This window comes from Streptococcus sp. oral taxon 061, from assembly GCF_964211575.1.
GTDB lineage: Bacteria > Bacillota > Bacilli > Lactobacillales > Streptococcaceae > Streptococcus.
This window is the reverse complement of sequence record NZ_CAXOQQ010000006.1, coordinates 1-17,813: the sequence shown is the minus strand read 5'-3', so window position 1 is coordinate 17,813 and position 17,813 is coordinate 1. Positions and strand designations below refer to the sequence as shown.

Here is a 17,813-nt window from a genome sequence, read left to right as displayed (position 1 = left end):
TTAGAATGGTTAGTAATAAATCAATCCGTAATAGTGCTTATTTTTTACCAGATTGTTCCATATTCCAGAAATCTGTAACGGCACCACGTGATGCAGAAGATACGGTATGAGCGTATTTACCGAGGACACCACGGCTATAGAGTGGTGGTAAGGTTGTTTCTGCCTTGCGTTTTTCAAGTTCTTCTTCGGATACAGCCATGGAAATTTCTTTTGTGTCTTGATCGACAGTGACGATATCGCCTGTACGAAGGTAAGCAATTGGTCCACCATCCTGAGCTTCAGGAGCGATATGTCCAACAACCAATCCATAAGTACCACCAGAGAAGCGTCCGTCTGTCAAGAGGGCAACTTTGTCTCCTTGGCCTTTACCAACGATCATTGATGAAAGTGATAGCATTTCAGGCATACCAGGACCACCCTTAGGACCAACGAAACGAACAACAACTACGTCGCCATCAACGATTTCATCTGACAAGACAGCTTGGATAGCATCTTCTTCTGAGTCAAAGACCTTAGCTGGACCAACGTGACGACGCACTTTAACACCTGACACCTTGGCAACTGCACCGTCAGGAGCAAGATTACCGTTCAAGATGATAAGCGGACCGTCCGCACGTTTAGGATTTTCAAGTGGCATGATGACTTTTTGACCTGGAGTAAGATCTGAAAAGTCAGCTAAGTTTTCAGCGACAGTCTTACCAGTACATGTGATACGGTCTCCATGAAGGAATCCATTTGCCAACAAGTACTTCATAACCGCAGGCACACCACCAACTTCGTAGAGGTCTTGGAAGACATACTGACCAGAAGGTTTCAAATCGGCCAAGTGAGGCACACGTTCTTGGATGGTATTAAAGTCCTCAAGTGTTAAATCAACATTTGCTGCGTGAGAAATAGCAAGCAAGTGAAGAGTGGCGTTAGTAGAACCACCCAGAGCCATGGTTACTGTAATGGCGTCTTCAAAGGCTTCACGAGTCAAAATATCTGAAGGTTTGATACCAAGTTCAAGCATTTTGACAACTGCACGACCGGCTGCTTCGATGTCTTCTTTCTTATCGGCAGATTCAGCTGGGTGAGAAGAAGAACCTGGCAAACTCATACCGAGAACTTCGATAGCAGTCGCCATGGTATTAGCAGTATACATACCACCACAGCCACCAGGGCCAGGGCAGGCATTACATTCGAGACGCTTCACGTCCTCAGCAGTCATATCGCCGTGGTTCCACTTACCGATTCCTTCAAATACAGAAACCAAGTCGATGTCTTTGCCATCCAGTTGTCCAGGGGCGATAGTACCACCGTAAGCGAAAATAGCTGGGATATCCATATTGGCAATGGCAATCATAGAACCAGGCATGTTCTTGTCACAACCCCCGATAGCGACGAAGGCATCGACGTTATGACCACCCATAGCTGCTTCGATAGAGTCCGCAATGATATCACGAGACGTTAGGGAGAAGCGCATACCCGGTGTTCCCATGGCAATACCGTCGGCTACGGTAATGGTCCCAAACTGCACAGGCCAAGCACCAGCAGATTTAACACCTTCTTTAGCCAATTTTCCAAAGTCATGCAAGTGAATATTACACGGTGTGTTTTCCGCCCAAGTCGAAATGACCCCAACAATTGGTGTTTCAAAGTCCTTATCTGTCATACCAGTCGCGCGAAGCATGGCACGATTAGGTGATTTTACCATGCTGTCATAGATGCTACTGCGGTGACGTTTATCTAATTCTGTCATTCAAGTCCCTCCCATTTCAGTTTGTTCCATTATAGCACAATTTTCACATGAATAACAGAAGAAAATTTTTAAATTTTCAGACAATTCAGCAGTGTACGATAAAAAAATACAACTTTTTTTGTCAAGTAACTTTACTTTACAAAAAAGTTTTGATATACTATTAAAGTTGATGAAAATCAAACCTAATTGAATTTATATCTTAAAAGGAGAAAAACGAAATGGCAGTACCTGCACGTCGCACATCAAAAGCGAAGAAAAACAAACGTCGTACACACTACAAAGTAACAGCTCCATCTGTAAACTTTGACGAAACTACTGGAGATTACTCACGTTCTCACCGCGTATCACTTAAAGGATACTACAAAGGACGTAAGATCGCTAAAGCTGCATCAGCTGAATAATAGAAGGGAGATACCATGCGCGTAAATATTACACTTGAACACAAAGAATCTGGTGAACGCTTGTACCTTACTTCTAAAAACAAACGTAACACTCCAGACCGTCTTCAATTGAAGAAATACTCACCAAAACTTCGCAAACACGTTGTGTTTACAGAGGTTAAATAGTGGGTCATTACGTTTCAGTAGAAACGAAAAAACCTTGATTTAACGCGATTCTTGAATTTTTAAATTTCAATGTATTGCAATAAAAATCAACCGAATGACTACATTTTTGACTACATTTTTTGTGAAATAAATTAGATGTTCGGATATATAGAAAACGCTCTAGTCATATTGCCTAGAGCGTTTTTGTGTTGTTTAAGAAAATTAGATGTTGGTTTTAGATAACTACTCATTTCAGATTTTTTAAAACAAGATTTAATTATTGATAACTAGAAAGGATTATTATGTTTACAAAAAATAAATATCAATACTGTATTTACGATCATGAGAGACTAGAACTTCATGATCTACAAAAGGAATATCAAAAGGATAAAGCTGGGACAAAACTTAAGTATGAAAACCAATTGTTTGCAATCCTTCATGGATAGAGCGCAAGTTGTTCTCGATAGCTCGAAGATCAGCTTGATGTATTATTCTTTCAGCCATAATATCCCCCTTGTTAATGATTTCTAAATCAATTAGAAAAAATTTGACCATAGAATATTCTTATCTTAAGGAAGTAATTATATACTGAAAAACAGGCCGCAATTACACATCATTTAGATAAAATATACCAGAATTATTTTAGTTTTTCCTTATAGTAATAAGAAATTCATAATTGATACTTTAATTCAACATACTATGAAATGAGAATATGAAGTTTTCTATGGGGGAAATGTGCACTTGATCTGACATTTTAGGGCGTATGAAAACTTTGAATACAGGTTTCTTTCTATCTAAATGTTTTTGCAGATACTTTTTTTGTACAAATTTGTATTACGAGTGTGTAACTGATAGACAAACATTAAAAAATATGATAAACTAAAGCAGATAAAAATTTTAAAGGAGAATCCTTATGTCAGCAATTAGTTTAACTCCAGAACAGTTACAATCTCAGGCGGCAATTTATCTTAGCGCTAAAGATCAAATTGAACAAGCGGTACAAACCGTTAATCGAACAAATGGAGAAATGGCATCACAATGGAAAGGGCAAGCATTTAATGCTTACCTTGAGCAATACAATCAGTTGTATACACATGTTCAAAAATTCGAGGAGCTTCTAGCGAGCATCAACCAACAATTGAACAACTATGCTCAAACAGTAGCTGAACGTGACCAACAAGATGCACAAAGCTTTGGTTTGTAGTTAATTTTGAGGAGCGTCAGGGAAACTTGACGCTTATTTTTATACCATGATGAAGAAAATTAAAAAGTACCTATTAATTCTTTGTATCGTATTTCCTGTGCTAGTTTATGCAGACGATGGTAGCTTAAAACTTGATACAGATATCATTACAAATAGTACACAGGACTCAGTCAAAAATAGGATAGAATCCAAATATGCTCCAAATTTATTTTTAAATCGTACCCAAAAGGTTGTGGATCAGAGAACTCAAACAACGAACGAACTTTTACAGGGGGCAGAGAAGACTATATTTACCGATAGTGAAAATCATTCTATTTATCGTTTAGAAACTACTGTCCTTAAAACATCATTGTTTAATCAATACACTGTAGATGAGAAGCCTTCTTTTAAACGAAGTGACTATTCAATTTTTAAGGATTGGATAGGAAGTGTATTGACAAGTTTTTTCTTGTTGTTTATGGTTTTTTTGGGTATTTATTTAGGAAGGAAATGGCATGGATTACGGAAAAATAAAGTTAACTCTAGAGTATAGAACAAAACAAATAGATATTCGAGTTTCAAAATCCCTTACTTGGTTAAGATTAGAAGAATTATTAAAAGATACCAAAGTTAGAGAACAGTTGAATTTACCCCTAAATAGTTCGTTTTGTTTCAAAGTCAGAAATAAACAAATTCATATCGAAAAAACGGATATCTTGGCTGCTTATCCAGTTAGTGATGGGGATTATATAGAGATTGAGGATGTATCATAGGAGAAAAAAATGTTTGAAGCAGATCAACTACAATTTGTGAGAGAAGGCAACCAAATATCAGTTCAAATTTCTTCATCAGGTTACCATAGAGAACAGCTTGAATTGATTAAAGAATATTGTCCAGTAGAAATAGTGCAGAAAGATGGAGTTCTTTCTTTGCATTATATTATTCCAGAGTATTTTAAAACTGTTAAAGAAGAAATTTTAGAAAGAACTACGGAACTTGAACGTTTTGGTTTGGCACAAAGTATGTCGGTATTAGTTCATTCTGAAAATGATTATAAAATTCCGTATATTCATCCTGAAAATATCATTGTTTTTGGGAGTAATGTACAGATATTACATTATGGAATCGAAAAATTACTTGCACCTCAACAGTATAGTTCTGAACTCTATTTAGAATCTTATAAAGCTTTAATAATTTCAATTTTACTACCTAAGGTAGATTTTGACTTAGTCATCCATGGGATTGATGCAATAAAGGAAAAGGTAGCACAGGATATTATTCCCTTAGGGAGTGTAGCTGATGTTAATAAATATATTGCAGAAAAGTATGCAAAATTATCAGAAGAGAGTTCAAAAGCTAATTTGTTGGTGAACAAGAAAAAATGGAAGGCTTTGTTAATAGGGGGAGCCTTACTTGCTACAACCACAGTCGTTTTAAGTTTTGCAACTTATAAGTCTATGTTTAAAGACGGCCCCCTAAAATCATCAGTCATTATGGCCCAATCAAATTTCATGCGAAAAGACTATTCTGAAACAGTTGAATCATTAAAAAATTATGGTGCAGAATCATTGCCGAAGGAAGCTAAGTATATCTTAGCAGCCAGCTATGTCCGTTTAGATAGTTTGAGCGATAAGCAAAAGGAAGTTATTTTAAATACGATTACAGAATCAACAGATGATACAATTTTCTATTATTGGATTTATCTTGGACGTGGAAAATTTGAAAAAGCTCTAGATGTGGCACAAAATATCGGGGACACACAATTGATTTTACACGCTTATACAAATCTATATGAATCAGTCAAAGCAGATATCAATATGAACGGTTCTGAAAAACAAAAGAAACTGGAGGAATATGAAAAGAAAATAAAAGAACTTTCTGCTGAGATTGGAGAAGCTACAACAAATAGTAGTGATACAAAAGCATCTACTGAGACCACAACTCCTAAGGACAACCAAACAAAAGAAAAGAGTGAACGATAAATGAAGGCAAAAAAGCTAGAATATGATCATCAACTGGGAGACCAATTAGGAGAGCTTCATAAACCTCTTTATACCTTGTTGATCGAACAAGAAAAACTGGAAAAAATAGATTTGTTTGAAGGACAAGAGGTAAGAGTAGGTGCTAATGAGTATACAGTAGAAGGCAGAAGAGTCTATCGAAACGGTAAGGAATTAGAAAGAGGAAAATCTACCTTTGATAAAGAAACTGTAACCTTATTGGTCCCTGGAGAGGATATTTTTGTCACTTATATTTTTCCGCCCCAACGATTTATTTGTAGCAAGAAAGAATCAGCTGACATTAGTTGGTCTATTTCAAACCAACTTATTTTCTCAAATAATCAAGTACAGGTTACTCTTGGGGAATCTCCAATTTATCTAAATGACCGTCTTATCAAAGAGGAAGGGCTTTATCCGTTTGAAGTGGGAAACCGAATGAAGGTTTCTAACTATTTTATAGAAAAAAGAAAGAACCAGTGGAAGATTGGATGTCTTTTCGAAGAACCACAATTGAATAAGAATCAAATTCTGATACAAGAAAAAAATAATGAATATCCGTTGGATTTTCCAGAGTATAGAAGGAGTCCGAGAATTAACCCTATTATCCATAGTGGGAAAATCATTATCAATCAACCTCCACAGCCGATAAAGCCACCCAAAAACTCGCTCATCCGAGCCATTGTCCCAGCTTTAGGAATGTTTACTTTGACTGCATTGAGTTCAATTTGGACAAAAGGGAATCCTGTAATGATGCTAGGGATGGGTGGTTTTAGCCTCCTGACGGCAGCGACAACTATGAGTCAGTATTTTGAGGAGAGAAAGGATACCAAAGAACAGGAAAAAAATCGGATTCAAGATTACGAAGCATATTTATTAAAACAAGTATCCGACTTAGAAAGATACTACAAAGAAGAAACTAATATTTTACATTACAATCAACCGTCAATATCAACCATTACTGAGCTGATTGCAAAGTATGATTCTAGAATTTATGAGCGAATGGATTATAATGAAGATTTCTTGCAGGTGTCTTTAGGATTAGGAGATAAATTAAGTCAGCTGGAGTTGCAAACAAATTTTGATGAGCAAAGTAAAGATGAAATATCGCAGTTTGCTCGAACGGTCTTGCAAGACTACAGTTTGCAAAAGAAAGTTCCAATCACTGTTAATATCTTTGAAGCGACAGTTGGTCTTGTTGGAAACAGTGAAGTAACTAGGACAGCTGTGTATAATATGCTATTACAGATGGCAATGTTTCATAGCTACTTAGATGTTAATTTTATCAACCTTGTTCAAGAACAGAGATATGAGAAAGATTGGTCTGAGTGGCGCTTTCTCCCTCATTTTAATATGCAGGAACGAAATATTCGTGGTTTTGTTCATGATGCTAGAAGCCGTGATGCTGTTCTAAATTCGCTTTACCGTATCATTCAAAAACGTTCCCAAATCAAACGTGAAATGGGGGAAAAAGATGCACGCTTTAAACCTCATTATGTCTTAACGATTATGGATGACTCCCATTTACTTGGCCATAGTTTGAATGAGTATCTAGCCAAGGATTTGACAGAGTTGGGTGTAACAGTCATTTGGGTAAAAGAGGCACGTCGTCTTTTGCCAGAAACTATCACAACTCTAATTGAATATAAGAATCAAAATTTAGGTCAAATCATTAATGATGAAGGTGCCTATAGTGCTCAAACCTTTATTCCCCACCCGCTGTTGGATTGCTATGAAGATTCTATTCGTACTTTAGCAAATCTAAAACACATGGAAGTAGAGAAGAATACGATTCCTAAATCTGTTACTTTTTTGGAACTCTATCAAGTCAGAGAAGTTGAAGAGTTACAGGTTGCTTCTAGATGGTCCAAAGCGGATACTTTTAAAACGTTAGCAGTGCCATTAGGATTACGTGGGAAAGATGATCAGGTGGAGCTCAACTTACATGAACGTGCACATGGACCACATGGCCTCGTAGCAGGAACCACTGGTTCAGGTAAATCGGAGATTCTTCAGTCTTATATATTATCCATGGCTGTGAATTTTAGTCCAGAGGATGTTGGATTTCTTACCATTGACTTCAAGGGTGGTGGGATGGCGAATCTTTTCAAAGATTTACCACATATGCTTGGGTCTATTACTAACTTAGATGGAGCTGCTAGTGCGCGTGCCCTAGCTTCTATCAAAGCAGAGTTACAAAAACGTCAACGACTATTTAATCAATTTGGCGTCAACCATATCAATGGATACACTAAATTATATAAGGAAGGTCAACAAGCTACTGACAAATCAGGTTATCCAGACAAACCATTACCTCATCTCTTCCTTATTAGTGATGAGTTTGCTGAATTGAAAGAACATGAACCAGAATTTATGACAGAGCTGGTTTCGACAGCCCGTATCGGGCGTTCGCTTGGAGTTCATCTAATTCTTGCTACACAAAAGCCATCAGGTGTCGTGAATGATCAAATATGGTCAAACTCGCGTTTCAAACTAGCTTTGAAAGTGTCAGATGAGTCTGATTCAAATGAAATTATCAAAACACCAGATGCGGCGAGCATTACTGAACCAGGGCGTGCTTACCTACAAGTAGGAAATAACGAAATCTATGAATTGTTCCAGTCTGCATGGAGTGGTGCGCAGTATGCCCCACAAACAGAGGGAGTTCAAGAAGTTGTTGATGAACGAATCTGGTTGATAAATGACTTAGGACAATATGAATTGCTATCTGATGACCTATCTAAGGACGAAAATTATACTGCTGATCAGACGGAAGAAATCACGGAACTCTCAGCTGTTGTAAACTACATAGCAAGAGTGAGCAAGACTGTTCCCCTCAACCTGCCAGATAAACCGTGGTTAGAACCACTAGAGACAGCCATCATATCCCCACAAACAGATATTCACTGGACCGACGAAAAAGTATTGGCCGTTCCCTTTGCTCGAATGGATATTCCGACAGAGCAACGTCAGAAGGATTATCATTTTGATTTGGAAAAAATGGGTCATACAGTTTTCTATGGTTCACCAGGTTTTGGGAAATCCCTAGCTCTTCAAACTCTAGTGTTAAATCTCGCTCGTTTGAATACTCCAGAGCAAGTACAAATCAATTTATTTGACTTTGGGACAAATGGACTCTTGCCACTAAAAGATTTACCTCATGTGGTTGATTTGACACGGTTTGATGAAGAAGAAAAACTGGTTAAGTTTTTAAAACGTATTGACCAAGAGTTGAAGATTCGCAAGGAAAAATTTGCTCTCTATAATGTAGCAAGCCTTTCTCAATACGAACAAAAATCGGGTGAGAAACTCCCTGCTATTCTTACTATTTTTGACGGCTTTGATACTATAAAAGACACACCGCTAGAAGAAGCTATTGAAAGTATGATTAACCGCATCCTACGTGAGGGAGCGAGTCTTGGATGCTATGTGATTTTGACAGCACTTCGTTCAAATAGCCTTAAAATCAGTATGTCAAGTAATATCACCTCGCGCTTGGCCTTTTACCTGGTTGATGAAGGAGCTTCTAAGGAAATTATCGGACGCGATGCTTTAATTCAGCAAGAAATTTTTGGTCGTGCCCAATTGAAAGAAGATATTCCTTATGCCATTCAGGTTTATCTCCCAATAAGTGGAGAAGGGGACATTGAGCGCCTGTATAACTTGGAAGAAGAAGTCAAGTTGATTGCAAGAAGCTGGACAGGAGTTTGCCCAGAACCAATCCCAATGTTGCCAAATGAAGTGACGCTTACACACTTTAGTAATCATCCTAAAGTACTTGAGATGTGGTCGAGGGGGGAATTACCAATAGGGTTTGATAAAGAAACAACGGATCCTCAAGGGTTTGTTCCCGATAGAGATGGGTATTTTGAATTCTTATATGATACCCCGCAACAATTGGAATATTGTGAAAATAGTTTGATACCAGGTCTGAACAGATTAGTAAATATTGAAAAAATATTATTAAATACCAACAATAGTTACAAAAAAACAGAAGTATTTGATAAAATTATTGATAGAGATAATATACCTAGTTTCTTTAACGATATTCAAGGAGAAATTGAAAGCCGTCACAATGGTAAGGAGGCTTCAATGATGTACGTATTTATCCCAGAAGCGCATATGCTGGGGACTTTATTAAATATGAAAGTAACCGAGGATGCATTTAAAAAGATTGTTAGAAATAGCGGAAAAGTTCACATTCATTTTGTATTTATGGGAGAACAACAAGCTATTAGTGTAGGCTACTTAGATGTTGACAAGGTCTTAAAGAGCAATGTTCCTGCTGGATGTGTTGGAACAAGGTTCAAAGATCAAAATATTTCAAAAGTACAAACGAGCTTCAGCGAGCCAGTTGTAGCAGAGGATGAGACAAACTTTTTTGTGGGTAGAATAGGTTATCGTTTACGATTGGTTACAGATAATGGATAGAATCTTTAACATAAGTTGATAAAAAACAAAGGAGATATAGCTATGTCTCGTGATTACAGTTATGAGATTTACTCTTTACGACAACAGATTTCAACAATGTCTAGTGAAAGAGCGGATATATTAAATAAAATTAGTATTCTAAAACAGAATAAGAGTAAAATACAGAGCAAGAAAAGTGCAATTTCAGAACAATTGTCTCAATACGATTTGATAAAGGCAAAAGCTACTTCTAATTTTGCTGGAAATAGAAGAGATGATTTTAATAATAAAATAGAGACGCTAAAAGGGTCGATTTCCCAATGGTTGAAGAATACCCAGAATAATATTGATTTGATTGACCAAAAAATCTCAACCTATACGGCTGAAGCTTCTAATTTAGCAATTGGTATGAATTACGCTAGCCAATCACTAAATACTTATATTTATCTTCAAAGTCAAAATGAAGATTAAGGGGGAGATTTATGGGAGAAATAAAATTAGATTTAAATATTTGGTCTGTTGATGTTGTTACATATTCTTCATCAATTGATGCTTTGTCCGATCTTTCAAAACCTGCCTTGAGTGAGAATGACTTACAACCTTTCCTTAAAATTAATTCTATGATAGATGAGTTAAACAGTTCGATAAAAACATTTAAAAGCAATTCAATAGATCAGACAGGAAATATGTCTAGGGCTGTAGCGAATAAAGTGTCTGATGATGCTGCTGGGGCTGCAGGTTTTAGAGGAGGATAAGATGATTTCACAAGAAATGTTATGGGCGCAGTATTTTACAGAGTCCTATCTTGGTTTTAAGCCGAATTCACTCATCGATCAAATCGCCAAAGCTATTATTTATAGACCGGATTTATTTAGAACATTGGTTTTAAATTTGTCTCAGAGTGATATGAGTTATGAGTACAATCCAACAATTGGAGCAAGTATTGATTTTCGCTTCAATAAGGGAGAGGTTATTATCACTCGTCTTGGGGAAACTCAGCTTTTTTCCACATCTGAGTTTGTGCGTTTACTTGGATTAATTGATAAAATTTATACAGAAATTCTGCCATTAGGTAGTGTTATTCAAATAAATAGAGAAAAGTTACCCAAAGATGCCCTTGAGGATTTTATTGAAGAAATGCCTATCTATGTATTAATTACAGGACAACGGGTATCAATTGAAAACAAATTTTATCTAGATTACACAGGATATTTTTGGCCAAAAGGTTTGATTCCAAATCAAGAAACCTTAGTTATATCCGATGACATGATTGCATCCGTCCTTTTTAGGGGGCTAGAGAAGAATGATATTCAGGAACAACATGTCTTAAACCTACGTCGCCAACTACTTGCAAAGGATCTGGATTCTTATACTTTTCACAATTATCAAATGGAGGCTAGCCGATGAAATATAAGTATTCTGAATTATTGATAGCGCGTGAGGGACTTTATCGTTCAAAAAGTGGATTTGAGGATAAGATTCTAGCAGCGATTCAAGGTACTCGAGAGTTGATTGGCACCGAAAGTTTTCGTTCTGCCACCAAAGATGCGATTAATGCAGAGCTGAGTAATTATAACCTGCCTTTATTATTTAGTTACCATGATTTAGCCAATGGTTTATATAATGAGTGGGATCGGCTGATGTTACGCTTTCAGGAGTTGGTTGATGAGCATAGTCCTGCTGCTGTCATTGATACGTCAGAATTTTCTGGTTTAAAAACAGCTGTGGGGAAACCGACTCAAGAGATTTTGAACTTGATTGCCCATCCAGACCTGACAATAGCTTACTCTGCAATTGGAGGTATGGTTGGCATCAGCAATCCTTCTACAGCAGATATCAAAAGCCAGAAGGAAGAAGCCCTGCAATCTCTTCGTACAACTGAAAGTCGGATGGAATCATTTAATGGTGAACTGTTGGGGAGCGGTGTGACCACTACTCTCTCCACAATCGCAAGTGGTTTGAGTCGGTCTCGCAAAGCTGTTGGCATGACAGATCCTTATCATAATGTGGAAGCCCTTGCGATTTTTCAGGACACGAAGTTACGGGATCAACAGATTGAGAATTCTAAAACTCTGCACGAAGAACTAATCCATTATATTCGACATTATAATCCAGAAACGGCCTTTGACTTGAGCCAGATGAGTGAGCAGGAACTACAGACCTTGGGTCGTACGATCTCTCTTGCCTCCCATGGGAATGGCGGTAAGAAACCTCAGGAGCTGATTGATTTCTTGAAAGGGAATGAAGTTACGTTTGAGAAGGAGATCACAGTATATGACGATGGTCAGCACTACCTTAAGAGCAAAATCCAGATAAAAGGTCACTTCAAGGGGGAAAGTGCCATCACTTTTAACACTAAATATAAAGATGGTAAGTTAAGTCAAGAAGGAGAGTATAGCGTAGGAGGTTTGAGTACAGATTTTCTAGATGAAAAGGCCAATTATAAGACGAAGATAGGGCTAAAGGACTATTCTATAACGGGTGAGTTCAGTTTAGCAGACCAGATTAGTTCGAAGTACGGGAGACTCACACCCAACCTTTCCATTGGTTTTGGCTATAAGAATCGCTCTCTTGAGGTTGGTACCAAGTCAGAAGATGGCTACCGCGTGACTTATGTGAAAGAACATAACCAGGTCAAACAAGACTACGGAACAGTTAAAACGACCACTGAAACAGGGGTGAGAACGGTGGATCATGGAGAACAGATAATAAAAGCGGGGAAAGTAGTAGTTGCTACAGTTTTTGTTATTGGTGCTATAATTTATGGTGTTACAGTTAGTGCATCTACATTTGGATTTGGAGTCTCGATAGCGGCTCCAGTAATAGCGAGCGCCTTCTTATATTTAAGTTCTACAATGGAGGATAATGATGAAAGAAATATTAAATAACTATTCGTTGAAAATATCTGGATTTGAAATTCCAAAATTATATAATTTGACAAAAATAGTATACATTTGCTTATTTCCTATAGTTTGTCTAGCATTTATAGGGATGGTTGTTGAATTATTTAAAGGTGGGGAAATGAATTTTATGAAATTCATTGCTTATACGGTAGTATGTTTTGGGTTTGAGACACTCCTTTCATTAAACAATAAACTAGTTAAATTAGCTGTAGATAATATCCTTTTGACGGATATTAATTTCGACAAGCACATAAGTTATTATCGTTATGTGGCTGAACACTCAGTCAAGTCTCAACAACTGTTTAATAATGCAAATTATTTACTAGCTATTGCCCAAGCGTCATACTACCAAGGAAAGTTTGAAGAAACACTTGATAATTTGGAACGAATAAATTTTGAGGATAAAAATTTTAATAAGAAATTTGAAATCCAATTGTCCACAGCTTACTTTAAGATTCTTTCTCTAATCCATGCTGATAAAACAGAAGAAATTTCGAACCAAATCGATATGTTAGCTACATTAAAAGTTCGAACAAATTCTCAGGTCACTAGGCAGACGAATGCAATAAACATAATACAAGCTATAGAGGATCTTGTTTTAAATAAAATATCAAACGACTACTTCGACACTGCCGAACCAGAAAATAATCTAGCTCGAATCATGTTTTCTTATTACGGAGCTCTCAATGCTCAGCTAAAAGGAGATGAAGCTCGTGCTCGTAGTTTGTTTGAAAGTATCGCCCATGAAAATCCAGAACTCTTTTATGTTCAGGAAGCGAAGAAATATTTAGAAGGAGAAAACTGATGTCAGAACGTACGGCTTTACCGATTGGAAGTGTTGTTCGAGTGAGAGAAGGTGTGGAGCCTGTCATGATTGTTAATCATTGTCCAGTTACTGAAAAGGACGGCAAGCAAGGTTATTTTGACTTTGGAGCTGTCAGTCTTCCACTAGGGCTTGTTAATCAAAATATTATCTTCTTTAACAAAGAGGATATAGATGAAGTTCTATTCTTTGGCTACATCGATCGTAGATTTCAAGACTTTTTGAGTCGTTATGATGAGGAAGTCTCAAAGATCAGCTATGACCACTTTAGTGTAGATGATTTTAAAAAATGACATACAAATCCTAGAATTTCATTCTAGGATTTTCTATATGGTGAGAAAATGTTATAATGAAGATTAGGTAGAATACCCACTGATGTAAACATAAATATCCAGACCTGACAATAGCTTACTCTGCAATTGGAGGTATGGTGGGCATCAGCAATCCTTCTACAGCAGATATCAAAAGCCATAAGGAAGAAGCCCTACAATCTCTTCGTACAACTGAAAGTCGGATGGAATCATTTAATGGTGAATTGTTGGGGAGCGGTGTGACCACTACCCTCTCCACAATCGCAAGTGGTTTGAGTCGGTCTCGCAAAGCTGTTGGCATGACAGACCCTTATCACAATGTGGAAGCCCTTGCAATTTTTAAGGACACGAAGTTACGGGATCAACAGATCGAGAATTCTAAAACTCTGCACGAAGAACTAATCCATTATATTCGACATTATAATCCAGAAACGGCCTTTGACTTGAGCCAAATGAGTGAGCAGGAACTACAGACCTTGGGTAGAACGATCTCTCTTGCCTCCCATGGGAATGGCGGTAAGAAACCTCAGGAACTGATTGATTTCTTGAAAGGGAATGAAGTTACGTTTGAGAAGGAGATCACAGTATTTGACAATGGTCAACACTACCTCAAGAGTAAAATCCAGATAAAAGGTCACTTCAAAGGGGAAAGTGCCATCACTTTTAACACTAAATATAAAGATGGTAAGTTAAGTCAAGAAGGAGAGTATAGCGTTGGAGGTTTAAGTACAGATTTCCTAGATGAAAATGTAAACCTTAAGAGAAAGGTAGCGATTAAGGATTATTCAGTTACGAGTGAGTTCAGTTTAGCAGACCAGATTAGTTCGAAGTACGGGAGGCTCGCACCTAACCTTTCCATTGGCTTTGGCTATAAGAATCGCTCTCTTGAGGTTGGTACCAAGTCAGAGGATGGCTACCGCGTGACCTATGTGAAAGAACATAACCAGGTCAAACAAGACTACGGAACAGTTAAAACAACCACTGAAACAGGGGTGAGAAGTGTTGATTATCTTCAAAGAACATTTGACTATGTCGCGGAACACCCCGTTGAGTCTATTGTCGCAGTTGTTGCTGTAGTTGGTGCTGTAGCGTTTGCCCCTGCTGTAGGTGCTGCTTTTGGAAGTGTAAAACTAATAGAAGTTGCGATTGGTATCCTTATCGGAGTAGCTATTTTTAATGATAAAGGGAAGTAATATATGAAATTAGTAAAAAAAATAGTCAGTTCAGCAGCGGAGGATGTCTTACTTAAAATAGAGACTATTAGTCAGGTAAGTTATATCATATCATTAGTTATCGGAGTATTAGCAGTTTTTTTAGAACACCAACCTGAAACAAAAAGGTGGGGGATAATACTTGCTTTACTGATGTCGCTTGTAGTCATGTGGGTTTTATATCTACGTTTTGTCCTAAACAAGGTTATTTATCTAATGTTAAACGATTCTATTAATCTTAAGCTCTATGTGGACATGTTCAAGGTTGAAGCTGAGAAATCTATCAAGCCCTATAGAGCAACGTACCAAGAAAATTTCCATTTTGTTAAGGGGCAAGTCAGTTTCCTAAAAGGAGATTTTCAAGCTGCTAAGGAAAATTTTGCAAAGATTAATTTTAAAAAAATTTGGAAGAGATTCAGGGGAGACTTATTTCTAAGAACAAGCTCCAATCAATTGCTAGTTTCCATCCATCTTCAAGATGCGCAAGACATTGCTTTCTTTGAGGAACAATTGTCCAAGGCACCAGATTCGAAAGGTGGTAAGGCCAAACTGGTTGCTCAAGCTCAAGCCATAAAAGATATTGTGTTCAATCAAGAAGTGAACGACTACTTCGATACCACAGAACCTGAAAATAAGCTAGCTCGAATCATGTTTTCGTATTACGGCGCTCTCAATGCCCAATTAAAAGGAGATGAAACTCGTGCTCGTAGTTTGTTTGAAAGCATCGCCCATGAAAATCCAGAACTCTTTTATGTTCAGGAAGCGAAGAAATATTTAGAAGGAGAAAACTGATGTCAGAACGTACGGCTTTACCGATTGGGAGTGTTGTTCGAGTGAGAGAAGGTGTGGAGCCTGTCATGATTGTTAATCATTGTCCAGTTACTGAAAAAGACGGCAAGCAAGGTTATTTTGACTTTGGAGCTGTCAGTCTTCCACTAGGGCTTATGAATCAAAACATTATCTTCTTTAACAAAGAGGATATAGATGAAGTTCTATTCTTTGGCTATATCGATCGTCGATTTCAAGACTTTTTGAGTCGTTATGATGAGGAAGTCTCAAAAATCACCTATGACCATTTCACCATAGAAGACTTTAAAAAATGACATACAAATCCTAGGATTTCATTCTAGGATTTTCTATATGGTGAGAAAATGTTATAATGAAGAATAAGTAGAATGGTTATTGATGAAATTTGCCCATCCAGACCTGACAATAGCTTACTCTGCAATTGGAGGTATGGTTGGCATCAGCAATCCTTCACGCTTGAACTTGATAAGAGTCCATCCCCAAAAGTTAACTAGAGGACTTCTCACTTTTGGGGATTGATTCAAATGGTGTAAGTTTAATCTTAAGAATATGTATATGGGTTGTTGATTCTACGCAAAATATGCTAAAATGAATTACAGTTTATAAAAAGGAGAAGGGAAATGGGGTCGTATTATAAACAAATTGCGGCTAGATTTCGTCGACAAGCTGCTGAAGCTCAAAGAGCAAAAAGTGTAGTTGATGGGAAAATATCTAGATTAAGAAAAGCTAGCAGTAGTTTAGCAAGTGAGATACAGTCTATTGATAATCGTGCAAGATCTTTAGGTCAGATTCTTCCTTTAGATTCCTCTAGTTTTAAGGGTAGTCGTCAGCAAGATTTTGAAGGATATTTTTATAATTTAGGAACCAATATTACTAATTTTCGAGATGGTCACAACAATAATAAAACGGCTATAGAGGATAAGATACGAAGTTTGGAAACTCAATCAAGTGAACTACAGTCTGCAATAGCATCTTATTATCGTCAGGCTCGTGTCTATGAATATATGGAGGATTAGGGAGAAAATGGTAGATACAGGTGTAAATCAATCCAGTTGGAACACTATTACAAGAGATGTTTCTACTTCAACTACAGGAATCGGTAAACTAAGTGATATGCGATTTAGTCGCACAGATCTTACCCCTTTTACCACTTTTAATGACGTTTTGGAGCACTTTAACAAGTCTATTGTTACTTTGAAAAATTTTACCAGCGCAGATGCTCTAAAAATGGAACAAGCAGGACAGAATAAGATAGATGATGACGCGCATGAAGCAGGAGCTATCGCAGCAGGAGCTATCGCATCAGGAGGGTTGCGACCATGAAGGAAGAACAAATGATTTTATTCGCCCGAGCTTTGTCTAGATGTAACCTATCTGAAAAGGACCAAGAAGTATTGACTGCGGTAGCGATGACCTTATCAGGACATCCAGATGTTTTTCGAGCCTGTTATATAGCTTTTATGAATGACGAACCTAGTTATCATTATCATCCAATGATAGGGGCACCGTTGGAGTTTTTCTATGAAAAAGAACTCGTGCGAATTCGGCGTCTCCAGGAAGAAGTCACTTTACCTCGTTCGCTTTTTATCCAGTATGCTTCCTATGTGGATCTCTGCTTAAGTCGTATCTATCCTTTGGGTACTGTTGTGGAACTTGACCGTGAGCTTCTTCCTAAGGATTTGGTTGAATCATTTGAAAGCGAACAGATGGACTTTTTTGTAGTTCTTTCAGGTCGTCGAGTTGATTTGGCAAATGGTCATTATGTGGACTACATTGGTCATGGCTATCCATTTGGATTACGCTTTGACACCTCCCCCTTGTTTTTAAGCAATCTCTTGATCAAGAGAGTAGTATCAGAAGGGTATTCGGATACCGTGGATGA

At 37.5% G+C, this 17,813-nt stretch carries 20 protein-coding genes; 19 read left to right on the top strand and 1 reads right to left on the bottom strand.

The genetic code is table 11. The features are described 5' to 3' along the window. Nucleotides 1–37: 37 nt before the first annotated feature. On the bottom strand, nt 38–1,741 hold the full coding sequence (ilvD, locus tag AB8E63_RS05620) for a dihydroxy-acid dehydratase (RefSeq protein ID WP_368910349.1): 1,704 nt from the start codon (nt 1,739–1,741) through the stop codon (nt 38–40). 218 nt (nt 1,742–1,959) lie between these two features. Between ilvD and rpmF the strand changes: the two genes are divergently transcribed. The 19 genes from rpmF to AB8E63_RS05525 form a co-directional block, all read left to right on the top strand. Then, on the top strand, nt 1,960–2,142 hold the full coding sequence (rpmF, locus tag AB8E63_RS05615; protein ID WP_000290417.1) for a 50S ribosomal protein L32: 183 nt from the start codon (nt 1,960–1,962) through the stop codon (nt 2,140–2,142). Nucleotides 2,143–2,157: 15 nt separating this feature from the next. Continuing rightward, a complete protein-coding gene (gene rpmG / locus AB8E63_RS05610; protein WP_001265622.1) occupies nt 2,158–2,307 on the top strand; it encodes a 50S ribosomal protein L33 in 150 nt (49 codons plus the stop codon). 892 nt (nt 2,308–3,199) lie between these two features. Continuing rightward, nucleotides 3,200–3,490, top strand: a complete 291-nt coding sequence (locus tag AB8E63_RS05605; RefSeq protein ID WP_368910348.1) for a WXG100 family type VII secretion target — start codon at nt 3,200–3,202, stop codon at nt 3,488–3,490. A gap of 46 nt (nt 3,491–3,536) precedes the next feature. Further along, nucleotides 3,537–4,022, top strand: a complete 486-nt coding sequence (locus AB8E63_RS05600) for a type VII secretion protein EssA (RefSeq protein WP_368910347.1) — start codon at nt 3,537–3,539, stop codon at nt 4,020–4,022. Then, the gene (locus AB8E63_RS05595) at nt 3,985–4,242 is read left to right on the top strand and encodes a type VII secretion protein (RefSeq protein ID WP_368910346.1); all 258 of its coding nucleotides are present in this window, start codon (nt 3,985–3,987) and stop codon (nt 4,240–4,242) included. Before AB8E63_RS05600 ends, AB8E63_RS05595 begins: the two co-directional genes overlap by 38 nt. Before the next feature lie 9 nt (nt 4,243–4,251). Next, nucleotides 4,252–5,451 carry a type VII secretion protein EssB gene (essB, locus tag AB8E63_RS05590; RefSeq protein ID WP_368910345.1) on the top strand — a complete coding sequence of 400 codons (1,200 nt, stop codon included), beginning with the start codon at nt 4,252–4,254 and terminating at the stop codon, nt 5,449–5,451. Further along, nucleotides 5,452–9,897 carry a type VII secretion protein EssC gene (essC, locus tag AB8E63_RS05585; protein ID WP_368910344.1) on the top strand — a complete coding sequence of 1,482 codons (4,446 nt, stop codon included), beginning with the start codon at nt 5,452–5,454 and terminating at the stop codon, nt 9,895–9,897. Between the two features lie 42 nt (nt 9,898–9,939). Beyond that, nucleotides 9,940–10,347 carry a DUF5082 family protein gene (locus AB8E63_RS05580; RefSeq protein WP_368910343.1) on the top strand — a complete coding sequence of 136 codons (408 nt, stop codon included), beginning with the start codon at nt 9,940–9,942 and terminating at the stop codon, nt 10,345–10,347. A gap of 11 nt (nt 10,348–10,358) precedes the next feature. Next, nucleotides 10,359–10,631 (top strand): hypothetical protein, encoded by a 273-nt coding sequence (locus AB8E63_RS05575; protein ID WP_368910342.1) that lies wholly within the window; start codon nt 10,359–10,361, stop codon nt 10,629–10,631. Nucleotide 10,632: 1 nt separating this feature from the next. Beyond that, entirely contained in the window at nt 10,633–11,283 is a 651-nt protein-coding gene (locus AB8E63_RS05570) for a DUF4176 domain-containing protein (protein ID WP_223333976.1), read from the top strand. Next, complete coding sequence (locus tag AB8E63_RS05565) at nt 11,280–12,764, top strand: hypothetical protein (RefSeq protein WP_368910341.1); 1,485 nt, start codon at nt 11,280–11,282, stop codon at nt 12,762–12,764. The genes AB8E63_RS05570 and AB8E63_RS05565 overlap by 4 nt, the downstream gene beginning before the upstream one ends. Beyond that, on the top strand, nt 12,745–13,584 hold the full coding sequence (locus tag AB8E63_RS05560) for a hypothetical protein (protein ID WP_368910340.1): 840 nt from the start codon (nt 12,745–12,747) through the stop codon (nt 13,582–13,584). Before AB8E63_RS05565 ends, AB8E63_RS05560 begins: the two co-directional genes overlap by 20 nt. After that, a complete protein-coding gene (locus AB8E63_RS05555) occupies nt 13,584–13,895 on the top strand; it encodes a DUF4176 domain-containing protein (RefSeq protein WP_368910339.1) in 312 nt (103 codons plus the stop codon). Before AB8E63_RS05560 ends, AB8E63_RS05555 begins: the two co-directional genes overlap by 1 nt. 134 nt (nt 13,896–14,029) lie before the next feature. After that, nucleotides 14,030–15,106, top strand: a complete 1,077-nt coding sequence (locus AB8E63_RS05550) for a hypothetical protein (protein WP_368910338.1) — start codon at nt 14,030–14,032, stop codon at nt 15,104–15,106. A 3-nt stretch (nt 15,107–15,109) separates the two neighbouring features. Beyond that, entirely contained in the window at nt 15,110–15,916 is an 807-nt protein-coding gene (locus AB8E63_RS05545) for a hypothetical protein (RefSeq protein WP_368910337.1), read from the top strand. After that, a complete protein-coding gene (locus tag AB8E63_RS05540; RefSeq protein ID WP_268709671.1) occupies nt 15,916–16,227 on the top strand; it encodes a DUF4176 domain-containing protein in 312 nt (103 codons plus the stop codon). The genes AB8E63_RS05545 and AB8E63_RS05540 overlap by 1 nt, the downstream gene beginning before the upstream one ends. A 324-nt stretch (nt 16,228–16,551) precedes the next feature. Beyond that, nucleotides 16,552–16,947, top strand: a complete 396-nt coding sequence (locus tag AB8E63_RS05535; protein WP_368910336.1) for a DUF5082 family protein — start codon at nt 16,552–16,554, stop codon at nt 16,945–16,947. A gap of 7 nt (nt 16,948–16,954) precedes the next feature. Beyond that, nucleotides 16,955–17,254 carry a variable surface protein mvspG gene (locus AB8E63_RS05530; protein WP_368910335.1) on the top strand — a complete coding sequence of 100 codons (300 nt, stop codon included), beginning with the start codon at nt 16,955–16,957 and terminating at the stop codon, nt 17,252–17,254. Further along, on the top strand, nt 17,251–17,813 hold a 563-nt coding region (locus AB8E63_RS05525; RefSeq protein ID WP_368910334.1), incomplete at its 3' end, for a DUF4176 domain-containing protein. The genes AB8E63_RS05530 and AB8E63_RS05525, both read left to right, overlap by 4 nt.

Excerpts from the sequence above, each read along its gene's own strand:
- essB (WP_368910345.1), top strand. The coding sequence starts at position 4,252 with ATGTTTGAAGCAGATCAACTACAATTTGTGAGAGAAGGCAACCAAATA.
- AB8E63_RS05600 (WP_368910347.1), top strand. The coding sequence starts at position 3,537 with ATGATGAAGAAAATTAAAAAGTACCTATTAATTCTTTGTATCGTATTT.
- AB8E63_RS05535 (WP_368910336.1), top strand. The coding sequence starts at position 16,552 with ATGGGGTCGTATTATAAACAAATTGCGGCTAGATTTCGTCGACAAGCT.
- AB8E63_RS05540 (WP_268709671.1), top strand. The coding sequence starts at position 15,916 with ATGTCAGAACGTACGGCTTTACCGATTGGGAGTGTTGTTCGAGTGAGA.
- AB8E63_RS05550 (WP_368910338.1), top strand. The coding sequence starts at position 14,030 with ATGGTGGGCATCAGCAATCCTTCTACAGCAGATATCAAAAGCCATAAG.
- AB8E63_RS05555 (WP_368910339.1), top strand. The coding sequence starts at position 13,584 with ATGTCAGAACGTACGGCTTTACCGATTGGAAGTGTTGTTCGAGTGAGA.
- rpmF (WP_000290417.1), top strand. The coding sequence starts at position 1,960 with ATGGCAGTACCTGCACGTCGCACATCAAAAGCGAAGAAAAACAAACGT.
- ilvD (WP_368910349.1), bottom strand. The coding sequence starts at position 1,741 with ATGACAGAATTAGATAAACGTCACCGCAGTAGCATCTATGACAGCATG.
- rpmG (WP_001265622.1), top strand. The coding sequence starts at position 2,158 with ATGCGCGTAAATATTACACTTGAACACAAAGAATCTGGTGAACGCTTG.
- AB8E63_RS05595 (WP_368910346.1), top strand. The coding sequence starts at position 3,985 with ATGGATTACGGAAAAATAAAGTTAACTCTAGAGTATAGAACAAAACAA.
- essC (WP_368910344.1), top strand. The coding sequence starts at position 5,452 with ATGAAGGCAAAAAAGCTAGAATATGATCATCAACTGGGAGACCAATTA.
- AB8E63_RS05580 (WP_368910343.1), top strand. The coding sequence starts at position 9,940 with ATGTCTCGTGATTACAGTTATGAGATTTACTCTTTACGACAACAGATT.
- AB8E63_RS05570 (WP_223333976.1), top strand. The coding sequence starts at position 10,633 with ATGATTTCACAAGAAATGTTATGGGCGCAGTATTTTACAGAGTCCTAT.
- AB8E63_RS05530 (WP_368910335.1), top strand. The coding sequence starts at position 16,955 with ATGGTAGATACAGGTGTAAATCAATCCAGTTGGAACACTATTACAAGA.
- AB8E63_RS05560 (WP_368910340.1), top strand. The coding sequence starts at position 12,745 with ATGAAAGAAATATTAAATAACTATTCGTTGAAAATATCTGGATTTGAA.
- AB8E63_RS05545 (WP_368910337.1), top strand. The coding sequence starts at position 15,110 with ATGAAATTAGTAAAAAAAATAGTCAGTTCAGCAGCGGAGGATGTCTTA.
- AB8E63_RS05605 (WP_368910348.1), top strand. The coding sequence starts at position 3,200 with ATGTCAGCAATTAGTTTAACTCCAGAACAGTTACAATCTCAGGCGGCA.
- AB8E63_RS05575 (WP_368910342.1), top strand. The coding sequence starts at position 10,359 with ATGGGAGAAATAAAATTAGATTTAAATATTTGGTCTGTTGATGTTGTT.
- AB8E63_RS05565 (WP_368910341.1), top strand. The coding sequence starts at position 11,280 with ATGAAATATAAGTATTCTGAATTATTGATAGCGCGTGAGGGACTTTAT.